Below are 17869 nucleotides of genomic sequence, written 5' to 3' on the forward strand. Positions count from 1 at the left end.
CAGGTGCGACAAGCGATCAAGTCCGACTCGATGACGTCGATGGTGATGACGCCCCTCGGGTCGACGCCCCGCCGCGGGTTTCCCCGTACTCGGTCCGCCGATGCCACGCTCCTCGTCGCCGCCGTCGCCGTCGCTCTCGTCTGGGCGAACCTGCCCTCGCTCGACTACGACGGCTTCTGGTCCTGGATCTTGACCGTCCAGATCGGCCCCTGGGCGGCGCACCTCGACCTACGCACCTGGGTCAACAGCGGGTTGATGACGGTGTTCTTCCTCGTCGTCGGTCTCGAAGCGCGCCAGGAGTTCGACCTGGGCGATCTGCGCGAGCGGCGACGCCTGGCCCTCCCGGTGCTGGCCGGCGCGGCGGGGATGGTGATTCCGGTCAGCATCTATCTGATCGTCAACCACGGGGGAGCCGGCGCCGCGGGCTGGGGAATCGCGATGTCCACCGACACGGCGCTCGCGCTGGGAGCTTTCTCGCTGATCGCGGCACACGCGCCGGAGCGAATCCGAACCTTCGTCCTGACCGTGTTCGTCGTCGACGACCTGGTTGCCCTGATCGTGATCGCCCTCGCCTACAGCGAGCACATCGCGGTGCCGGGCATGGTGGTGGCCGTGGTGGCCTACGCCGGCCTGCTGGCAGGCCGCCGCCTGCCGCACCGGCTCCGAGGCTGGAGTTTCGCGCTGGGTACCGTCCTGACCTGGGCTGGGCTGCTCTCGGCCGGCGTCGACCCGGTGGTCGCCGGGCTGGCGGCAGGGCTGGCCACGACGGCATACACGCCCAGCCGCACCGAGCTTCAGGAGGCGACCAGGCTGGTCCGGCTGTTCCGGGAGCAGCCGTCGGCGAAGCTGGCGGCCGTGGCCACCCGGGGCCTGACTGGTGCGCTGTCGGCCAACTCCCGGATGCGCCATACCCTGCACGCCGCGACCAGCTACGGGATCGTCCCGCTGTTCGCGCTGGCCAACGCGGGCATCGTCATCGACGGTGACTCGCTGCGCCAGGCCCTCCGATCACCGATCACGATCGGCGTCGTCCTCGCCTACGTCGTGGGCAAGCCGGCTGCCGTCGTCGTCACCTCCTGGCTGGCGGAACGCCTCAGCGGAGGATCGCTGCGCCCACCCGTCGGTTGGGGCGCGGTCCTGGAGAGCGGCACGATCGCCGGGATCGGCTTCACGGTATCGCTGTTGATCGCCAACCTGGCCTTCACCGGTGATGCGCTCGACCAGGCGAAGATCGGGATCCTTGCGGCGGCGGCCGGTGCGGCTCTGCTGAGCTTCGCCGTCTACCGCGTCATCGAGACCCTTCCGGCGGGAGTACGGGCGCGGGCGCTGCTCGGCACGGCGGGGCGGCTCGTCGACCTGGCCGAGCCGGTGGACGACAACCGTGACCACATCCAAGGCCCCTCCACCGCCGTCGTCACCGTCGTCGAGTACGGCGACTTCGAATGCCCGTGGACCGCGATGGTCGGGCCCACCGCCCAGGAGTTGCTCGTCGCGAACACCGACGTGCGGTACGTGTGGCGGCACCTGCCGCTGCCGGACGTCCATCCGTACGCGCAGACAGCGGCCGAAGCCGCCGAGGCCGCCGGGGACCAGGGCGCCTTCTGGCCAATGCACACCCTGCTGCTCGACCGCCAGGACCGGCTCGCCCCCGACGACCTGATCGGGTACGCCGAGCAGCTCGGCCTCGACCTCGACCAGTTCCGCGACGACCTGGCCCGCCACCGGCACGAGGCCCGGGTTCAGCGCGACATCGATTCGGCCGACCGCAGCGGTGTTGCCGGCACTCCCACGTTCTTCGTCAACGGCCGGCGTCACGACGGACCTCAGGACCTGACCACTCTCAATCGCGTCATCGAGGAGGCGCGGGCCCAGGCCACCGTCGTGCACCGCTGACCAACTCCGCCTGGCGGCCCTCGACGGAGTCCGCCTGAATCCCGAGAAGGAACCGAGTCATGAACACCGACCTGCACAACCGAACAGTCCTGGTCATTGGCCGGACCGGCGGCATTGCCGGCGCGATCGTCACCGCCGTACGCGCCTGCGGCGCCACGGTGGTGGTCGCCTCCCGCAACCGTGATGCCCTGGCGGACGCGTACGGCGAGGAGCTGACCGTCGAATCCGTCGACGTCACGGATGAGGCGAGCGTGGCGGCGCTCGCTCAACGGATGGGTCGTGTCGACCATGTCGTGTCGACAGCATCGGCCCGGGCTCGCGGACGTCTGAGCGACCTGCAACCGGCCGCCGTGCTGCAGTCCCTGTCGACCAAGGTGCTCGGCCCGATCCTGCTGGCCAAACACCTCGCGCCGCGGATGCCGCAGGACGGCAGCTTCGTCTTCTTCTCCGGCGCGACGGCCCGCAAGCCGGTGCCGGGCATGCTGGCGGTCGCCGCCACCAACGGCGGCGTCGACGCGGTCACCCGGGCCCTGGCCGTGGAACTCGCACCGCTGCGGGTGAACGCGGTCTCGCCGGGCACCATCGACAGCGGTGCCTACGACGCGCTCGGCGAGGAGCAGAAGGCCGAGCTCTTCGCGAGGCGGGCGGCCCGCAACCCGGCCGGTCGCGTGGGCGAGCCGGACGATGTCGTCCGCGCGGTCCTCCATGCCCTCACGAGCACCTTCACGACCGGCACCACGCTGGCCGTCGACGGCGGCGAGACGTTGGTCTGACGATGGTGCCTCAGTAGCCCCACGTTCGTTTCGGTTCAAGGTCAGGGGAGTGGCGATGGAACAAGGACGTGGCACCGATCTGCCGACAGGCGCGGCCCCGGACGGACGGCACGGGACGAGTCCCGCACCCCTGTCGATTCTCGATCTGGTCATCAGGGGCACCGGGAGCCAGCCGGCCGACGCGCTCCAACTGACCACGACCCTGGCGCAGGCCGCCGAGCGTTGGGGATATCGGCGCTTCTGGGTCGCCGAGCACCACAGCTTCCCCGCCTCCAGCAGCCCGGCCCCTGCCGTCCTCCTTGCCCACCTGGGTGCCGCGACCCGCTTCATCAGGTTGGGGTCGGGAGGGGTCATGCTCACCAACCACGCACCACTGATCGTGGCCGAGCAGTTCGGCGTCCTGAACGCTCTCCACCCCGGCCGTATCGACCTGGGTGTCGGCCGAAGTCCCGGCGGTCTGCCGTCGGTCATGCGGGCGCTGCGTCGCAGCGGCGAGGGCTCGGACGGCAGCGCTTTCGGCGACGACGTGGAGGAGCTTCTGGGCTTCCTTCGGAACAACTTCCCGGAGAACCATCCCTACCGGCGCGACAACGTGCACGTGGTGCCGGCGGCGCCCAGCATTCCCGTCTGGACACTTGGCTCGGGAACCACGGGTGCGGAGGTGGCCGCACGCCTCGGCCTGCCATTCGCCGCTGCCTTCCACATCAATCCCGTGCAGTCACTGCGGGCCGTCGACGAGTACCGGAGAACGTTCCGGCCGTCCGCTGCCCTGGCCACACCACACGTGATGGTCTCCGTGAACGTCACCTGCGCCCCGACCGCGCCCGAAGCCGAACGTCTGGCCCGGCCGGGTGCGCTGATGATGATGCTTGCGCGGCAGGGGAGGCAGACCGCCCTGCCCAGCCCGGACGAGGCGGAGAGCCGTCCGTACGCGCCGGAGGAGAAGGAGTTCGTCGACAGCTGGCTGGGCAACGTCATCCACGGAACGCCCGACACGGTGCGCGCAGGTCTGACAGAGCTGCAGAGGCGAACCCAGGCCAACGAACTGATGCTCATCTCGTTGATCTACGACCCCGCCGACCGGGTACGGTCCTTCGGCCTCGTCGCCGAGGAGTTCGGACTTGCCCCAGGCTCTTCCTGACCCCGGCCGGCGGCGACGACGGCCCGAGCCGGTGGGCGCAGCTGTTCGTCGAAGAGTCGAACGTCACCGACGCCGAGTGGTCGAAAAGGGTGGCACCGTGGGCGGGCGAGATCGAACTCGCCCGCCCACTGCTGTGGCGCGTTCCGTCGGGGTGCCTACCGCTTCCGTACCGTCAACGTCTGGTAGTCGGCGGCGTGGGGTCGATAGGCCGGGTTGCCGGAGTAGGCGACGTGGACCCGGTAGGCCCCGGGCGGCAGGTCGGCGGTCGGCAGTTCGACGACGGCCTTACCGTGCGCCAGTGGCACGACCTGCACGGTGCCGCCGAAGGTGACGGTGACCTCGCCGGTCGGGATCGGCGGGTGCTGCTTCGGTCCGCCCGCCGGCCCGACGGTCACGTCCAGCCGGAACGTGTCCCCGCGGACAACCGACGCCGGCGTGGCCTTCGCCTTGACCCTGACGGCGGCCGGGCCGGAGGGCACCTCGAACGACGCCGTACCGTCCGACGCCTTCAGGTAGTCGAAGCCGAGGTACTCGGCCTTGACCGTCCGGGCACCCGCGGGCAGATCTTTCGGCAGCGTGACGGTCGCCGCACCGTCGCTCAGGTGGGCGAGCTTCGACCACGAGCCGACGCTGACCCGTACCTGACCGCCGGTCTCGAACCCGTCGGCTGCCGTGACCGTCACGGTGGCAGTGGTCGTCTGGGCCCCGCTCGCGTACGGCTCGACAGCCACCTCGGTGGTGGTAGCGACGTCGCTGTTCGGGATTCCGCGGATGTCGTTCCACTCGCGGACGGTCAGCGGGATCACGGTGCCGTGCCGGGGACGGACGACACCCGCGTTGGTCATCGTGATCGCCTTGGCGTTCCACGTCGGAGCCTCGATGTTCTCGTGGCACGCGGCCTGGTAACCCCCACCGTTCGTGTACCGGTCACCCCAGAGGTAGAACTGGCCGGGGCAGGCGGTGTCACCGGGGTTGGCCTTGAAGATGACCGGTCCCTCGTACCCCTGGTTGGCGACCCACGTCGTGCGCCCCAGAGCCGGCGCTACCAACGTCCAGTTGTCGATGTCGCTGTCGAGGAAGTCGGTGTGCTTCTCCGAGAAGATGTCCGAGCCCTGGTTGCCGGCCTCGTTCTTGGTCACCCGGTAGTAGTTGTCGCCGACCCGGATCGCGGTCGTGTCGATCCGCGACAGCGGGGCCGGATCCTGCCAGACCTGGGGAGCGGAGAACGTCTTGAAGTCTCGTGTCGTGGCGTACCACATCTGCGCGTTTCCCTGACCGGTGCGGTTCACGGGGTCGTTCCACAGCGACTGGGCCCAGAACACGACGTAGGCGCCCAGTTCTTCGACCCACAGCGACTCTGGTGCGAAGGCGTTGCCGGCGTTGTCGGGCGCCACTTTCACGTGCCGTTGAGGGGTCCAGTTCACCAGGTCGTGCGACTCGAACACCTCGATGTACTGCGTGTCGTTGATGGCGTACCCGCCCTGGTCGTACCAGTTCAGGTCGGTGGCGATCATGTAGAACGTGTCGCCGTCGGGGGAGCGGACGATGTGCGGGTCACGAAGCCCCTGGTCGCCCAGCTGGGAGATGAGTGACGGCCGACCTCCGGTCAGACCGGTCCAGTCCAGAGCGGTGTTTCCGTTCGAGGTGGCGAACATGATCTGCTCGCCGTCGGCGATTCCCTCGCCCTTGAAGTACCCCATGAAGTACCGCTCGTACTCCTCCGAGCGCGGCATTGCGGTGATGGTCACCGGGAACGACTTCTTCTGCGAGGCCCTGCCCTTGGTGATGGTCGCCGTCAGGGTGGCGGCAACGTCCGCCCGGCCGAAGGCCGGGCGGCTGACCACGCCGGTCGGGGTGACGAGGCCGGTGGACGACCTCCAGGTGATCGTGGAGCCGAACTCGCCCTCGGCGGTGAGGTCGAGGTTTCCGCGTACGCCGTCGGCGCCGTCCACCCTCAGATCGAAGGCGTCCCGGTCGACAGCCTGCGCGTCGTCGAACTCGGCCTTCACCACCACGGGGATCTCCCGGGTGGCGACCTCCTGCGCGCCCTTGCGGACAGTCGCCGTGAGCGTGGCTGTCGCGTCGGCCTGTCCCTGTGCGGGCCGGGTGATCCGGCCGGTCACCGCGACCTTTCGGGCGCTCGCGACGGCCGGCGGGGTGTTGACCTCGACGACGGAGGGGTCGGAACTCGTCCAGGTGATGGCCGAGCCCGCCACGGAGCCCACCTTGGGCAGAACGAGGTCGCGTACGACGGCGCTGGTGCGGCCGAGGTCGATGGCCGCGGCGTCGGCGCGGACGCCGTCGGAGACGGTCTTCTCTGCCAGGAGCAGTGTCTCGTCGAGACTCACGGCCCGGTCGTACACGCGGAAGTCCCGGATCGTTCCGCGGAACGAGTAGTGGCCCGATGTCTGCGAGCGACCGAGGAAGTTGCAGTTGGTCCCCGCGGCGTTCACCGACGGCGCCGTCGTCAGGTTCGTCGACGTCGCGTGCAGCACACCGTCGAGGTAGACCCTGCCGGTCCAGCTCGTTCCGTCCGAGTTCAGTGACTGGGTGTAGGTGACATGGGTCCACGCTCCCTCGAGCATGCGGACCCTGCTCTGTTGGAGGTTCGTCGGGCCCACCGCCACGCGGAACCGCTGGGTGTTCGACGCGAAGATGGAGCCCTCGGCGCCGGTGTCGACGTCACACGAGCCGGACTTACGGCCGAAACCCCACATCTGGTGCTCGCCGACGTTCGCCGGGTCGACCCACACGTCGTAGTCCACCGTGAGGTTGGACATGCCGGCGGTGATGTCGTTCGGCAGCGCCACGTATGCGCCGTCGAGGGCGCTCTCGTAGGAGTCGGGGTTGAACCTGACTCCTTCGCCGGTCAGGGCCGCCTTCTCGGGATTCACGAGGGTGGCGTTCGCCGCCGCACCCGCGCTACCCGAGTTGACCAACGTCGTCCCACCGGTCTCGTCGAGGGCGAAGTGATGCACCAGGCCCTCGGTGAGCTGCTCCTCGGCAGCGTACGAGGGCGTCGCCGCTAGCGAGACCGAAAGAAGCGCACCCAGTGCCAGGACCGCGACACCTCTGCCCTTCCGACTCCGCCCGAGACGCGGTCTTGGCTGTCGCAGTCTCAATTGATCCTCCTTGGCCGGGGTGCGTTTCTCTCCAAACTGGACGGGCCGGTTAACGCTAACTACGGGGTGCTGCCGGGTCAACGCGATGCGTTGCAGGCGAGCCCCTGCGGGCCCGGCCCTGATGGGCCCCCAACCGCTCGGTCGGTCGAGCGCTGGACGGTGATCCGATACGCGGTCGTCCGGAGCGGGTCGGCCTGGGCGGCCGAGGCACCAGTGGCGTGGTGTCACGTCCGCTGGTGACGTGGTGTCACTGTTCGCTCGCCGGTGAGCACCGAATAGTGGGGTGGTCACCGCACCATTGCCGCGTCACGCCCGCGTCGATCGCGGCGGCCGCGGCGGCGCTCAGCGCGTAGGCGCTGCGTCCGGCCCGCCGTGGCCGACCCGTTGACCAGCCGATTCGGCGCAGGTCACGACATACCACGCTCGTTACGTTGATCCACCGGATGCGCCGCCGCGCTCGGGAGCTGGACGGTGCTTCGTCGGACCCTGCCCAGGGTGTGACGCTCGTTGAGCCGACCGGCAGGCCGGGGCGCGACCGATAACCAGGAAGGACCCACCCATGACCGCGTCGATGATCTCCAAGCCCGACTTCACCGGACTGCGTGCGATGTACATCAACTGCACCCTCAACCGTTCTCCCGGCCGTAGCCACACCCAGGGGTTGATCGATCGCAGTGTGGCGATCATGGAGGCGAACGGGGTCGCCGTGGACCAGATCCGCGCCGTCGACCACGACATCGCCACCGGCGTCCGACCCGACATGACCGAGCACGGGGCGGACAGCGACGAATGGCCCGCGTTGCTGACCCGGGTGCTCGCCGCCGACATCCTGGTCATCGCCGGGCCGATCTGGCTCGGCGACAACAGTTCGGTGACCCGTCGGGTGATCGAGCGGCTCTACGGCTACTCCGGCGTGCTCAACGAGCAGGGCCAGTACGCTTACTACGGGCGGGTCGGGGGCTGCCTGCTCACCGGCAACGAGGATGGCCTGAAGCACTGCGCGATGAGCATTCTCTACAGCTTGCAGCACATCGGCTTCACCGTCCCACCGCAGGCCGACGCGGGCTGGCTCGGCGAGGTCGGCCCCGGCCCCTCCTACCTCGACGAGGGCTCCGGCGGGCCGGAGAACGACTTCACCAACCGCAATACCGCGTTCATGACCTACAACCTGCTCCACCTCGCGTCGATGATGCGCGGCGCTGGAGGCTTCCCGGCCTACGGCAACCAGCGCACGGCCTGGGACGCGGGAGTTCATCCGGACGCCGCCAACCCCGAGTACCGCTGACGCCGACGACCGGCCACGACAACGACTTCTGTCACCCTCTCGTGACAGCGCCAAGGATGTGAGTAGTGATGACGAGCCCGGCAACGACGACCTGGCCGAGCCTGCGGGTCTCGGACTGGACCGCCACCCGCGACACCCTGCACATGTGGACCCAGATCGTGGGCAAGATCCGCATGGCACACGCGCCGTTTCTCAACCACTGGTGGCAGGTGCCCCTGTACGTGAGCCCGCGCGGGTTGACGACCTCCGCCATCCCGTACGGCACGGGAGCCTTCGAAATCGAGTTCGACTTCATCGGCCATCGGCTCGACGTGCGGACCAGCGACGGCGGCACGCGGAGCCTCGCGCTCCGGCCGATGCCGGTCGCCGAGTTCTACTCGCGGGTCATGGCCATGCTCGACGAGCTCGGGATCGAGGCACCGATCCGGCCGTACCCCAACGAGGTCGACCCGGCGATCCCGTTCGCCGAGGACCACGAGCACGCCTCCTACGACGGCGACGCGGCCGCCCTGTTCTGGCGTCAGCTGTTGCAGGCGAACCGGGTCATCGGCGAGTTCCGGTCGCATTTCGTGGGCAAGGTCAGTCCGGTGCACTTCTTCTGGGGTGGGATGGACCTCGCCTGCACCCGCTTCTCCGGCCGGTCGGCCCCGCCGCACCCCGGGGGTGTGCCCAACTGCGGGGACTGGGTGATGGTCGAGGGCTACTCCCGGGAACTGTCCAGCTGCGGGTTCTGGCCCGGCGGCGGCGAGGAAGGCGCCTTCTACTCGTACGCCTACCCCGCACCGGACGGGTTCGCCGAGCGGCAGATCGGTCCCGAAGGCGCCTACTACAGCTCCGAGTTCCAGCAGTTCCTGCTGCCGTACGAGGTGGCCCGCGCCGCACCGGACCCCGATCGCGCGGTCGCCGAGTTCCTCCGCACCACCTACGAAGCCGCCGCGGACCTCGGGCACTGGGACCGCTCCGTGCTGGAGGACGACCCCCTCCGGTGGCACCGTGGTCCCGCCCGGTGAGGACCGTCAACGGCGACGTTCGTGCTCACGGCATGGTGAAGTCGGCGAAGTCGAAGCCCGGACTCACCACACAACTGACGAGGACGTGCTCGTCGCCCGCCGGTGTCGCGGACTGCCACTCGCCCGCCGGAACCAGGATCTGCGGGCACTCGGCGCTCAGGATGGTCGGCCGGCTGTCCCTGCCGACTGTCAGCGCCAACGGCCCACCCGAGTGCCAGAACCAGATCTCGTCCGACCGTACGGTGTGCCAGGCCGACGAGTCACCCGGCTCGAGGAGAAAGAGGATCGCGGTCGCGGCGGCACGGCTGCCCGGGTAACCATCGGGCTCGAACGTGACAGCGGACCGATAGGTTTCCCGGAACCAGCCGCCTTCGGGATGCGGACGCAGATCGAACTGTTCGGCGAGAGGCGGACGTACGGACATGAGGGCCACTGTAGTGGCCGACACCGCCGAGGGGCGCGGCACCGAGCCGCGCTCCTCGCTGACGGGAACGCCAGCGCTGGGCCGTCGGCGGGCGATCCGTCAGCGGGGAACACGTACCGGCTTCGATCAGCGGTTGTCGTCGGGTCCCAGCGCGTCGCGGCGCCAGGTGTACCAGCCGCGGCAGAGCACGTAGGCGACGAGGGTGGTCAGCGACACGAGTCCGTCGGCGATCAGGGTGCGGTCCGCGTGGGGAACATCCAGGATGAACCCGGCCTGGATGGTGACGGCGATCTTGTGGAACAGCAGAAGCTCCCACATGCCGCGCTGCTTTCGTGGCGCGACCGCCAGCAGAGCCCACATCCCGGCGAAGACGATGTAGGCGCAGGTTCGCCAGTACTCGGTCAGGATCAGGTCATCGGAGAGGCCGCCGAGGCGGGTGACGCCCTCGACGAACGGCACCAGGGTGGCGGCTGCCGTGATGGCCATCAGGATGCGCCCGGTCCGATCCTGCCAGCGGGTCGGTGCTGTGGCGGCGGTGGTGGCGACGTCGGTCTGGGTGGTCATGTAGCTTCCCCGTCTGCTCGATCACGTCGTACTCATGGACGGGAAGATCATCCGTCAGCGGGGCGCGGCACCGCGTCGGTGGAAATTGCCTAGTCGCAAGCGTGGCCGGCGATGCTCCCGGTGAGACCGCTCGCCGCCGACTTCCTCGACCGCACCTGGAGGCGAATGCGCAGCGGCGACGGTAAGGCTGACCACCTCGTCGTCTACCGCCAGGGGGCGGATCGGGCCTGGCTCAACCGCGACGGCAATCTCTGACCGCGGCGGGCCGCCGTCCACCCGGGCGGCGGCCCGCGCCAGCCCACGTTGTTGCTCAAGGCGCTGAGAGCGTATTTGAGAAGTGTCGGTCGATGGGCGGTATGCCGCTGCCGGTGGCAGGAGGATCGCCCGTGCCTCACCGTACGATTCCGGCAGTGCACCTGGTTGTGACCGTCTGGAGGGCGTCGAGGTCGCGGCGCAAGTCCGCCACGCGCGCCTCCGCCTCAGCGACCAGCGAGTCGGAGACCCGCGCCCAGTCCTGCGCCGACGGCTTCTCGGGTAGCGCCTGGAAGATGTCGGCGATCTCCCGGACTGTCAGCCCGACTCGCTGAGCGAGTCGGGCGAACCGGATGCGGCAGGCGGCGTTCTCGTCGAACCGGCGCTGGTTCCCGGTGGTTCGGCGTGCGTGGATCAGACCGTGCTCTTCGTAGAAGCGCACTGCGGACGGAGCGACGTGGCTCGCCTGGGCAACGTGTTTGACGGTGAGCGTGAACGATGGCGGGGCCTGCGTCGCAGTCATGTTCCCAACATGCTGCAACGCGCTCTTGACTTCAACCTTTGTTTAACGTCCAGCATCAGCTGTATGCAGATCCCAGGAGACAGCGGTGGCCCTGGGGGCCGCGACCGTGCCGGTCGGCGGGATCGCGGGCGCAGTGCCGCCCGTCGGCGGAGCAAGCGCAGGTGCTTCCAGCCGGCGCTTTCAGGTTGGCAGTCGTAGTTGCGAGCGTCCGTGAGGGCCGTCTTGGCGCCGCGGTCGCCTCGTGGTTGTCCGACGAGGCGAAGAGGCACGGTCGATTTGACGTCGGGCGGTGTGCGCGCGCATGACCCCGAACGATATCGAAGGAGCAGTGATGGCCCTACCGATGCAGGCCGACGCCAACCAGGTGGCCGCGTACTGGACGCGGCTGGCGTACGAGTCCATCATCCGGTTCACCCGTGACGAGCAGGCCAAGCGCGGCTTCACGCAGCCGCAGTTCTGGATCCTGCGCCACCTATCCCCTCACGACCTCGCACCTGATGACGGCGCAGCGATGACCATTCCCCAGCTTCAGCAAGCCATGACGGAGTACATCCGCCCCGACGACGACCTCGCGAGCGAAGCCGAGGTGCTCCTTGGCCGCGGTTGCCTCCAAGAAGATCACGACGGCTGCCTACGAATCACCGTCGCGGGCGAGGCAGCTCGCCTGCAGATGAAGCAGTACGCTCCCGAGATCCGGGCGCTGATCCACCGCGACATCGACGACGCGGACTACGTTGCGGCGCTGAGAGTACTGCACAAACTCATCGCCAACACCACCCTGATGCCGGAGACGGAAGCGGTAAAGCTTGCTTGAGAAGCGCTCGGGCCTTGCCCGGTGCGTCCGCGTGACTGCCGGCGTCGATGCGGTCAAGGTGTCCGAATGTCTCGACAGCGGCGGCATCCTTCGGATGTGACCGGGAGCAATGAGCGCTGGTCGCACCGTTGTTGCCACAACCGAAACGCGGTGGGCGGCCGCCCGGCCACCGCCTCGGCGCGACCGCCCTTGTGAAACAGGCCTCAGGCGTCGCGGCGCAGCGTGAACCAGAAGGTCGGCACCGAGTTGGTGCCCGGCGTGACGTCGGTCAGTTCCCAGCCGGGGAACCTGGCGCGGAGCTCGTCGGCGGTGACGCCCGCCGCCCACGACGTGATGTCGGGCATCGGATTGCCGAGCGGCTCGGGGCCGTACCCGAACATCAGCAGTCGTGCTCCGGGGGCGGCGCGCCGGGTGAGCCCGGCGGCGTAGGCGTCGCGGCGGTGCAGCGGGATTCCGCAGTAGCAGCTCAGGTCGAAGAACAGGTCGAAGGGCCCCGGCACGTCCAGCTCGTCGAGGCGGGTCGCGTCTCCGTGCCGTAGGTGTAACGCCACTCCCGCCTTCGCGGCCTTCTCCCTGGCCTGGTCGACGGCGGAGTCGATCAGGTCGACGGCTGCCACCTCCCAGCCGTGCCGGGCGAGGTAGGTGGCGTTGGTCCCGGTGCCGCAGCCGAGTTCGAGGGCGCGGCCGGGCGGCAGCGCAGCGTTCCCCTCCACCAGGTCGACCAGTTCGGGTGGCGTCACGCCGGTGTCCCAGGGTGGCTTGCCGGTGCGGTAGTAGCGCTCCAGTGCGCGGTGGACGGCCTCCTCCTCCGGGTCCCGCCGCGTTGGGGCCGGGTCCGGCTCCGGCTTCTGGGTGGCGTGGGGATGGTCCATCGTCTCCTCCAAATTTAGAGTCAAACTCTAGTGACCGTCTCTAGATATAGACTCGCGGCATGGAGAAAGTCAAGCGGCCGGACAAGCGGACCGAGCGCTCGCGCCGCACCCGTGAGAAGGTCGTCGAGGCGGCTCGCGAGCTGTTCCTCGCGCAGGGTTACGGGGCGACGAGCCTGCAGGAGGTCGCGGACCGTGCGGGCGTGGCCGTCCAGACGGTCTACTTCGTCTTCCGCAACAAGCGCACGCTGTTCAAGGACGTCGTCGACACGTCCATCGCCGGGGACACCGAGCCGGTGGCCACGATAGACCGTGAGTGGTTCCGTGCCGCGTGCGCCGAGCCCACGGCCGCCGGGCAGTTGCGCGCGCACGTGCACGGCACCCGCGAGATCCTCGGCCGGGTCGCTCCGATCATGCCGCTGATCGCGGCCGCGGCAGCCACCGATCCCGAGATCGCCGCACAGTGGCCGGACGGCCCCGACCCGCGTTACACGGTGCACCACGCAGCCGCAGAAGCCCTGGTCGGCAAGCCCGACACCCGTCCTGGCCTCTCCGTCGAGATGGCGGCGGACCTGCTGTTCGGCCTGCTCAGCCCGCAGCTCTATCTGATCTTCGTCCGCGACCGGGGCTGGTCACCGGACACCTGGGAGGAGTGGGCCCGTACCGCCCTGACCTCCCACCTCTGCGCCGAACCCGGCTGAGCGGACCGGCCTCACGGCCGCGGAGACCGAGTGCGCACACCGAGAGATGCACCGCCGGATCGGCTGGTGACACGCTCGTGCAACGCCACCGGTCGATCCGCTGCGCCCGACGGAACGGGCACTTCGGCGTCGCCGGGCGGACCGGCGCGTGGCCGAAACACTCCGCCGAAACTGGGAGTCATCCATGGACAGTTGCCCGTTCTCTCTGGACACCACCGGAAAAGATATCCACGGTGAGGCCGCGAAGCTGCGTTCGCAGGGTGCCGCTACTCAGGTGGTCCTGCCCGGCGGCGTGGTGGCGTGGTCGATCAACAGCTATGCGGTGATCAAGCAACTGCTCACCGATCCGCGGGTGACCAAGAGCGCCCGCAACCACTGGCCGGCGTTCATCAACGGCGAGATCCCGCCGGACTGGGAGATGATCAGCTGGATCGCGATGGACAACATGGTCACCGCGTACGGCAAGGACCATGTGCGGCTGCGCAAGCTGGTCGGCAAGGCGTTCACCCCGCGGCGTACGGAGGCCATCCGGCCGTGGATCGCCAAGATCACCGAGGAGCTTCTCGACGGGCTGGCCGCCGCCGCTCCCGGTGAGGTGGTGGACCTGCGTGAGCGGTTCGCGTACCCGTTGCCGGCCCGCCTGGTGGCCGACCTCATCGGCATGTCCGAGGAGGCCCGCGCCAAGACGGCGAAGGTGATCGACATGATGGTCGACACCACCGTCACCCCGGAGCAGGCGCAGGCCGTGCTGGCCGGATGGCGCGGTGCGATGGCCGATCTCATCGCCAGCAAGCGGGAGAACCCGGGTGAGGACATCACCAGCGACCTCATCGCCGCGCGCGACGAGGACGGTTCCCGGCTCAGCGAGGAGGAGTTGACCGACACCATCTTCGCCATCCTGGGCGCCGGCTCCGAGACCACCATCAACTTCTTCGACAACGCCATCACGGCCCTGCTCAGCGACCCGGAGCAGCGGGATCTCGTGCTGTCCGGCGAGGCCACCTGGAACGACGTCATCGACGAGACGCTGCGGGTCGAGTCGCCGCTGGCGCACCTGCCGCTGCGGTACGCCGTCGAGGACATCGAGCTGGACGGCGTGACGATCCCGCAGGGCGATCCCATTCTGATCAACTACAGCGCGGTCGGTCGTGATCCCGCCCTGCACGGCGACGACTCCGACCGCTTCGACCTGAGGCGCGCCGACAAGGAGCACCTCTCCTTCGGCCACGGACCGCACTACTGCCTCGGCGCCGGGGTGGCCCGGGCGGTCGCGACCACCGGTCTCTCCTCGCTGTTCGAGCGCTTCCCCGACATCGCGCTGGCGGTGCCGGTCGCCGACCTGCAGCCGTTGCCCACCTTCATCATGAACGGCCACCGGACGCTGCCGGTCCGGCTGACCGCCCCCGTACCCGCTGCCTGACAACCACCGACGACCTGAGGGAGCCGCCGTGCTGACCACCACCGACACACCCAGGCGCGAGGAGATCGTCGCGCGCGTCACGGACCTCGCCCCGCTGCTGCGCAAGAACGGCGTGCAGGCCGAGCGGGACCGCCGACTGCCCGACGAGACGATCGAGGCACTGGCCGACGCCGGGGTCTTCAAGCTGCGGGTGCCGAAGCGGTTCGGCGGCTACGAGGCCGACACCCGCACGCTCGCCGACGTCGCGACCGCGCTCGGCCGGGCCGACGGTGCCACCGCGTGGACCGCCTCCGTCTACTGGATTCCGACGTGGATGGCCGGCCTGTTCCCCGAGGCGGTGCAGGAGGAGGTCTTCTCCACGCCGGACGTGCGGATCTGCGGGACCCTGAGCCCGTCCGCCATGGCGGTCCCGGCCGACGGCGGCATCGTCGTCAACGGCAAGTGGGGCTTCATCAGCGGCGCGTTGCACAGCCACTGGCAGGAGATCATCGCGGTGCTGGTCGGCGGTGACGGGCCGCCGATGCCGGTGATGGCGCTGGTGCCGACCTCCGAGTTGCAGATCGTCGACGACTGGCACACGTCCGGCCTGCGCGGCACGGGCAGCGTCAGCACCGTCGCCCAGGACCTGTTCGTGCCGGCCGAGCGGTTCCTGCCGCTGCCGGTGGCGCTCCAGGGCCGGACCGGACCGGACGCGGCCGGCGCGCCCGCCATGTACCGGGCGCCGCTGCTGCCGGTCGCCTCCGCGTCGTCGGTGGGCACCGTGCTGGGCCTGGCCCGCGCGGCCGGTGAGACGTTCCTCGAGCGGCTGCCCGAGCGCAAGATCACCTACACGGGGTACGAGAAGCAGGCCGAGGCGCCGTTGACCCATCGCCAGGTGGCCGAGGCGGAGCTGAAGACCGACGAGGCCGAGTTCCACGTACACCGCCTCACCGCGCAGGTCGACGACAAGTCGGCCGGCGGCCAGCCGTGGAACCTGGCGGAGCGCGCCCGGGCCCGGGCCGACCTGGGGGCCGCGTGCCGCCTGGCGAAGGAGGCGGTCGGCATCCTCGCCGGCGCCAGCGGCGGCTCCTCGCTCTACGACGACGTGCCCATCCAGCGCATCGCCCGCGACGTGCAGGCGGTCAACCTGCACGCGCTGATGAACCCGGACACCAACACCGAGTTGTACGGCCGGATCCTGTGCGGCCTCGAACCCGACACCCTCTATCTCTGAGCCGCCGAGAAAGGACACCAGAATGACCACGAGCACCTTCAACGCCGACGCTCAGGCCGCCGTGGCCGCGGTACCGCGGCACATCGTCGCCGCGTGGGCGGAGCACGACGCCGACGCGTTCGCCCGCACGTTCACCGATGACGCGACCATGATCCTGCCCGGGGTGTTCTGCCGTGGCCGGGACAAGATCCGCGGCTACATGGAGCAGGCGTTCCAGGGCCAGCTCAAGGGCACCCGGGTCACCGGCACGCCGGTCGACGCCCGCCTGATCGCGCCCGGCGTCGCGGTGCTGACGACCGAGGGCGGTGTCCTGGAGCCCGGCTCCGAGGACGTGTCGCCGGCCCGGGCCATCCGGGCGTCCTGGATCCTCGTCGAGCGCGACGGCGAGTGGTTGCTGGCGGCTTACCAGAACAGTCCGCGCGGCGAGTCGTGAGCAACCAGGCCAGGAAGGGGCAGCCGTGAGCGCACAGGTGGGAGAGCGTGCCGTCGTTCTCGGCGGCAGCATGGCGGGCCTGCTGGCGGCGCGGGTACTGGCCGACGCGTACGCCGAGGTGGTCATCGTCGACCGCGACCGGCTCACCGGCGTCTCCACCGCCCGACGTGGCGTGTCACAGGGCCGGCACGTGCACGGCCTGCTCGCCCGGGGCCAGCAGATCCTGGACGAGCTGTTCCCCGGATTCACGGCGGAGGCGGTGGCCGCCGGGGTGCCGACCGGCGACCTGGGCGAGCTGCGATGGTTCTTCAACGGGCGCCCGCTGGCACCGGCCAGCACCGGTCTGACCTGCGTGTCCGCCGCCCGTCCCGTGCTGGAGCGGCTGGTGCGCGAACGGGTGGCCGAGCTTGCGGCCGTACGCTTCGCCGAGGAGCGCGACATCGTCGGGCTGACCACCACCGGGGACCGCCGGCGGGTCACCGGGGTGCGGGTGCAGGGGCGCGACGGCACGGCCGAGGAGACGATCACCGCGGACCTGGTGGTCGACGCCACCGGCCGCGGGTCGCGTACCCCGGTCTGGCTGGAGGAACTGGGGTACAGCCGGCCGGACGAGGACCGGATCCGGATCGACCTGACCTACACGACCCGCCTCTATCGGCTGGCCTCGGACGACGTTCTCAAGGGCGACCTGTCGATCAACCCGGTGTCGTCGCCGTCGCACCCGCGTGGCGCGTTCCTGTCCCGCATCGACGGCGGTCGGTGCATCGTCTCTCTGACCGGGGTGCTCGGCGACAGCGCGCCGGCCGACCCGGCCGGCTTCCTGGAGTTCGTCAAGTCGCTGCCGGTTCCGGACATCTACCAGGCCATCCAGGACGCCGAGCCGTTGGACGAGCCGGTGTCCCTGCGGTACCCGGCCAGCGTCCGTCGCCACTACGAGCGGTTGTCCCGGCTGCCGGACGGCTTCCTGGTCCTCGGCGACGCGGCGTGCAGCTTCAACCCGGTTTACGGTCAGGGCATGACAGTGGCGGCGTTGGAGGCGCTGACGCTGCGCGACCACCTGGCCGGCGGCACGGCACCCCGGCCGACCGACTTCCAACAGGCCGTGTCCGCGGTCACCGACGTGCCCTGGGAGATCTCGGCGGGTGGTGACCTGAGCTTCCCGCAGGTGCAGGGCCCGCGACCGCTCAAGGTGCGGATGGCGAACGCGTACATGGCCAAGATGCAGGCGGCCGCCACCCGCGACCCGCAGGTGACGCGGACCTTCATGCGGGTGGCGGGGCTCGTCGAGCCGCCACAGGCCCTGATGCGGCCCGCGATGATGCTCCGGGTGCTGACCCGCAGCCGCCGTCCGGCACCCGAGGTGCCGGCGTGGCAGCCCGACGCCGTCGGCACCGCCTCGGAGGTCTGATCCCGCAAACCCGGTGCCCCGGCC

At 69.7% G+C, this 17869-nt stretch carries 17 protein-coding genes; 12 read left to right on the forward strand and 5 right to left on the reverse strand.

What is annotated here, in order from left to right:
- Window positions 1-3: 3 nt before the first annotated feature.
- Genes ACZ6NZ_RS05950 through ACZ6NZ_RS05960 form a run of 3 tightly spaced genes read left to right on the forward strand, consistent with a single transcriptional unit; the run spans window position 4 to window position 3807 of the window.
- On the forward strand, window positions 4-1893 hold the full coding sequence (locus tag ACZ6NZ_RS05950; protein ID WP_465856196.1) for a Na+/H+ antiporter NhaA: 1890 nt from the start codon (window positions 4-6) through the stop codon (window positions 1891-1893).
- Between the two features lie 59 nt (window positions 1894-1952).
- Entirely contained in the window at window positions 1953-2666 is a 714-nt protein-coding gene (locus tag ACZ6NZ_RS05955) for an SDR family oxidoreductase (RefSeq protein ID WP_465856198.1), read from the forward strand.
- A gap of 55 nt (window positions 2667-2721) precedes the next feature.
- A complete protein-coding gene (locus ACZ6NZ_RS05960; RefSeq protein WP_465856200.1) occupies window positions 2722-3807 on the forward strand; it encodes an LLM class flavin-dependent oxidoreductase in 1086 nt (361 codons plus the stop codon).
- Window positions 3808-3962: 155 nt separating this feature from the next.
- Here the strand turns inward: ACZ6NZ_RS05960 and ACZ6NZ_RS05965 are convergent, their stop codons facing one another.
- Window positions 3963-6785 (reverse strand): immunoglobulin-like domain-containing protein, encoded by a 2823-nt coding sequence (locus ACZ6NZ_RS05965; protein ID WP_465856202.1) that lies wholly within the window; start codon window positions 6783-6785, stop codon window positions 3963-3965.
- 703 nt (window positions 6786-7488) lie between these two features.
- Between ACZ6NZ_RS05965 and ACZ6NZ_RS05970 the strand changes: the two genes are divergently transcribed.
- Entirely contained in the window at window positions 7489-8214 is a 726-nt protein-coding gene (locus ACZ6NZ_RS05970; RefSeq protein ID WP_366608570.1) for a flavodoxin family protein, read from the forward strand.
- 68 nt (window positions 8215-8282) lie between these two features.
- The gene (locus ACZ6NZ_RS05975) at window positions 8283-9224 is read left to right on the forward strand and encodes a DUF5996 family protein (RefSeq protein WP_366608569.1); all 942 of its coding nucleotides are present in this window, start codon (window positions 8283-8285) and stop codon (window positions 9222-9224) included.
- Between the two features lie 25 nt (window positions 9225-9249).
- On the opposite strand, the gene ACZ6NZ_RS05980 is transcribed toward ACZ6NZ_RS05975, so the two are convergent.
- Both ACZ6NZ_RS05980 and ACZ6NZ_RS05985 read right to left on the reverse strand, forming a co-directional pair.
- Complete coding sequence (locus ACZ6NZ_RS05980) at window positions 9250-9648, reverse strand: cupin domain-containing protein (protein ID WP_465856205.1); 399 nt, start codon at window positions 9646-9648, stop codon at window positions 9250-9252.
- A 126-nt stretch (window positions 9649-9774) separates the two neighbouring features.
- Window positions 9775-10212, reverse strand: coding sequence for a hypothetical protein (locus ACZ6NZ_RS05985; RefSeq protein ID WP_465856207.1), 438 nt, complete (start codon window positions 10210-10212; stop codon window positions 9775-9777).
- Window positions 10213-10323: 111 nt separating this feature from the next.
- On the opposite strand from ACZ6NZ_RS05985, the gene ACZ6NZ_RS05990 reads away from it, so the two are divergent.
- Window positions 10324-10467, forward strand: a complete 144-nt coding sequence (locus ACZ6NZ_RS05990) for a hypothetical protein (RefSeq protein ID WP_465856209.1) — start codon at window positions 10324-10326, stop codon at window positions 10465-10467.
- A gap of 136 nt (window positions 10468-10603) precedes the next feature.
- Here the strand turns inward: ACZ6NZ_RS05990 and ACZ6NZ_RS05995 are convergent, their stop codons facing one another.
- Window positions 10604-10987 (reverse strand): MerR family transcriptional regulator, encoded by a 384-nt coding sequence (locus tag ACZ6NZ_RS05995; RefSeq protein WP_465856211.1) that lies wholly within the window; start codon window positions 10985-10987, stop codon window positions 10604-10606.
- Window positions 10988-11288: 301 nt separating this feature from the next.
- Between ACZ6NZ_RS05995 and ACZ6NZ_RS06000 the strand changes: the two genes are divergently transcribed.
- Window positions 11289-11801, forward strand: a complete 513-nt coding sequence (locus tag ACZ6NZ_RS06000) for a MarR family transcriptional regulator (protein ID WP_465856213.1) — start codon at window positions 11289-11291, stop codon at window positions 11799-11801.
- Window positions 11802-12004: 203 nt separating this feature from the next.
- On the opposite strand, the gene ACZ6NZ_RS06005 is transcribed toward ACZ6NZ_RS06000, so the two are convergent.
- On the reverse strand, window positions 12005-12673 hold the full coding sequence (locus ACZ6NZ_RS06005; protein ID WP_465856215.1) for a class I SAM-dependent methyltransferase: 669 nt from the start codon (window positions 12671-12673) through the stop codon (window positions 12005-12007).
- A gap of 59 nt (window positions 12674-12732) precedes the next feature.
- Here ACZ6NZ_RS06005 and ACZ6NZ_RS06010 point away from each other — a divergent pair, with 59 nt between their 5' ends.
- The 5 genes from ACZ6NZ_RS06010 (at window position 12733) to ACZ6NZ_RS06030 (ending at window position 17845) form a co-directional block, all read left to right on the forward strand.
- Complete coding sequence (locus ACZ6NZ_RS06010) at window positions 12733-13371, forward strand: TetR/AcrR family transcriptional regulator (RefSeq protein ID WP_465856217.1); 639 nt, start codon at window positions 12733-12735, stop codon at window positions 13369-13371.
- Window positions 13372-13555: 184 nt separating this feature from the next.
- The gene (locus tag ACZ6NZ_RS06015; RefSeq protein WP_366608560.1) at window positions 13556-14791 is read left to right on the forward strand and encodes a cytochrome P450 family protein; all 1236 of its coding nucleotides are present in this window, start codon (window positions 13556-13558) and stop codon (window positions 14789-14791) included.
- Window positions 14792-14822: 31 nt separating this feature from the next.
- Window positions 14823-16004, forward strand: coding sequence for an acyl-CoA dehydrogenase family protein (locus ACZ6NZ_RS06020; RefSeq protein ID WP_465857383.1), 1182 nt, complete (start codon window positions 14823-14825; stop codon window positions 16002-16004).
- Window positions 16005-16026: 22 nt separating this feature from the next.
- The gene (locus ACZ6NZ_RS06025) at window positions 16027-16437 is read left to right on the forward strand and encodes an SgcJ/EcaC family oxidoreductase (RefSeq protein ID WP_366608559.1); all 411 of its coding nucleotides are present in this window, start codon (window positions 16027-16029) and stop codon (window positions 16435-16437) included.
- A 25-nt stretch (window positions 16438-16462) separates the two neighbouring features.
- Complete coding sequence (locus ACZ6NZ_RS06030; RefSeq protein WP_465856220.1) at window positions 16463-17845, forward strand: FAD-dependent oxidoreductase; 1383 nt, start codon at window positions 16463-16465, stop codon at window positions 17843-17845.
- Window positions 17846-17869 lie beyond the last annotated feature (24 nt).

Source organism: Micromonospora sp. NPDC047756, from assembly GCF_055587245.1.

Bases quoted from the DNA above. Each gene is read 5' to 3' on its own strand.
- ACZ6NZ_RS05970 (WP_366608570.1), top strand. From the start codon at position 7,489: ATGACCGCGTCGATGATCTCCAAGCCCGACTTCACCGGACTGCGTGCG.
- ACZ6NZ_RS06005 (WP_465856215.1), bottom strand. From the start codon at position 12,673: ATGGACCATCCCCACGCCACCCAGAAGCCGGAGCCGGACCCGGCCCCA.
- ACZ6NZ_RS05995 (WP_465856211.1), bottom strand. From the start codon at position 10,987: ATGACTGCGACGCAGGCCCCGCCATCGTTCACGCTCACCGTCAAACAC.
- ACZ6NZ_RS05985 (WP_465856207.1), bottom strand. From the start codon at position 10,212: ATGACCACCCAGACCGACGTCGCCACCACCGCCGCCACAGCACCGACC.
- ACZ6NZ_RS06015 (WP_366608560.1), top strand. From the start codon at position 13,556: ATGGACAGTTGCCCGTTCTCTCTGGACACCACCGGAAAAGATATCCAC.
- ACZ6NZ_RS05980 (WP_465856205.1), bottom strand. From the start codon at position 9,648: ATGTCCGTACGTCCGCCTCTCGCCGAACAGTTCGATCTGCGTCCGCAT.
- ACZ6NZ_RS06000 (WP_465856213.1), top strand. From the start codon at position 11,289: ATGACCCCGAACGATATCGAAGGAGCAGTGATGGCCCTACCGATGCAG.
- ACZ6NZ_RS05990 (WP_465856209.1), top strand. From the start codon at position 10,324: ATGCTCCCGGTGAGACCGCTCGCCGCCGACTTCCTCGACCGCACCTGG.
- ACZ6NZ_RS05955 (WP_465856198.1), top strand. From the start codon at position 1,953: ATGAACACCGACCTGCACAACCGAACAGTCCTGGTCATTGGCCGGACC.
- ACZ6NZ_RS05960 (WP_465856200.1), top strand. From the start codon at position 2,722: ATGGAACAAGGACGTGGCACCGATCTGCCGACAGGCGCGGCCCCGGAC.
- ACZ6NZ_RS05975 (WP_366608569.1), top strand. From the start codon at position 8,283: ATGACGAGCCCGGCAACGACGACCTGGCCGAGCCTGCGGGTCTCGGAC.
- ACZ6NZ_RS06025 (WP_366608559.1), top strand. From the start codon at position 16,027: ATGACCACGAGCACCTTCAACGCCGACGCTCAGGCCGCCGTGGCCGCG.
- ACZ6NZ_RS06010 (WP_465856217.1), top strand. From the start codon at position 12,733: ATGGAGAAAGTCAAGCGGCCGGACAAGCGGACCGAGCGCTCGCGCCGC.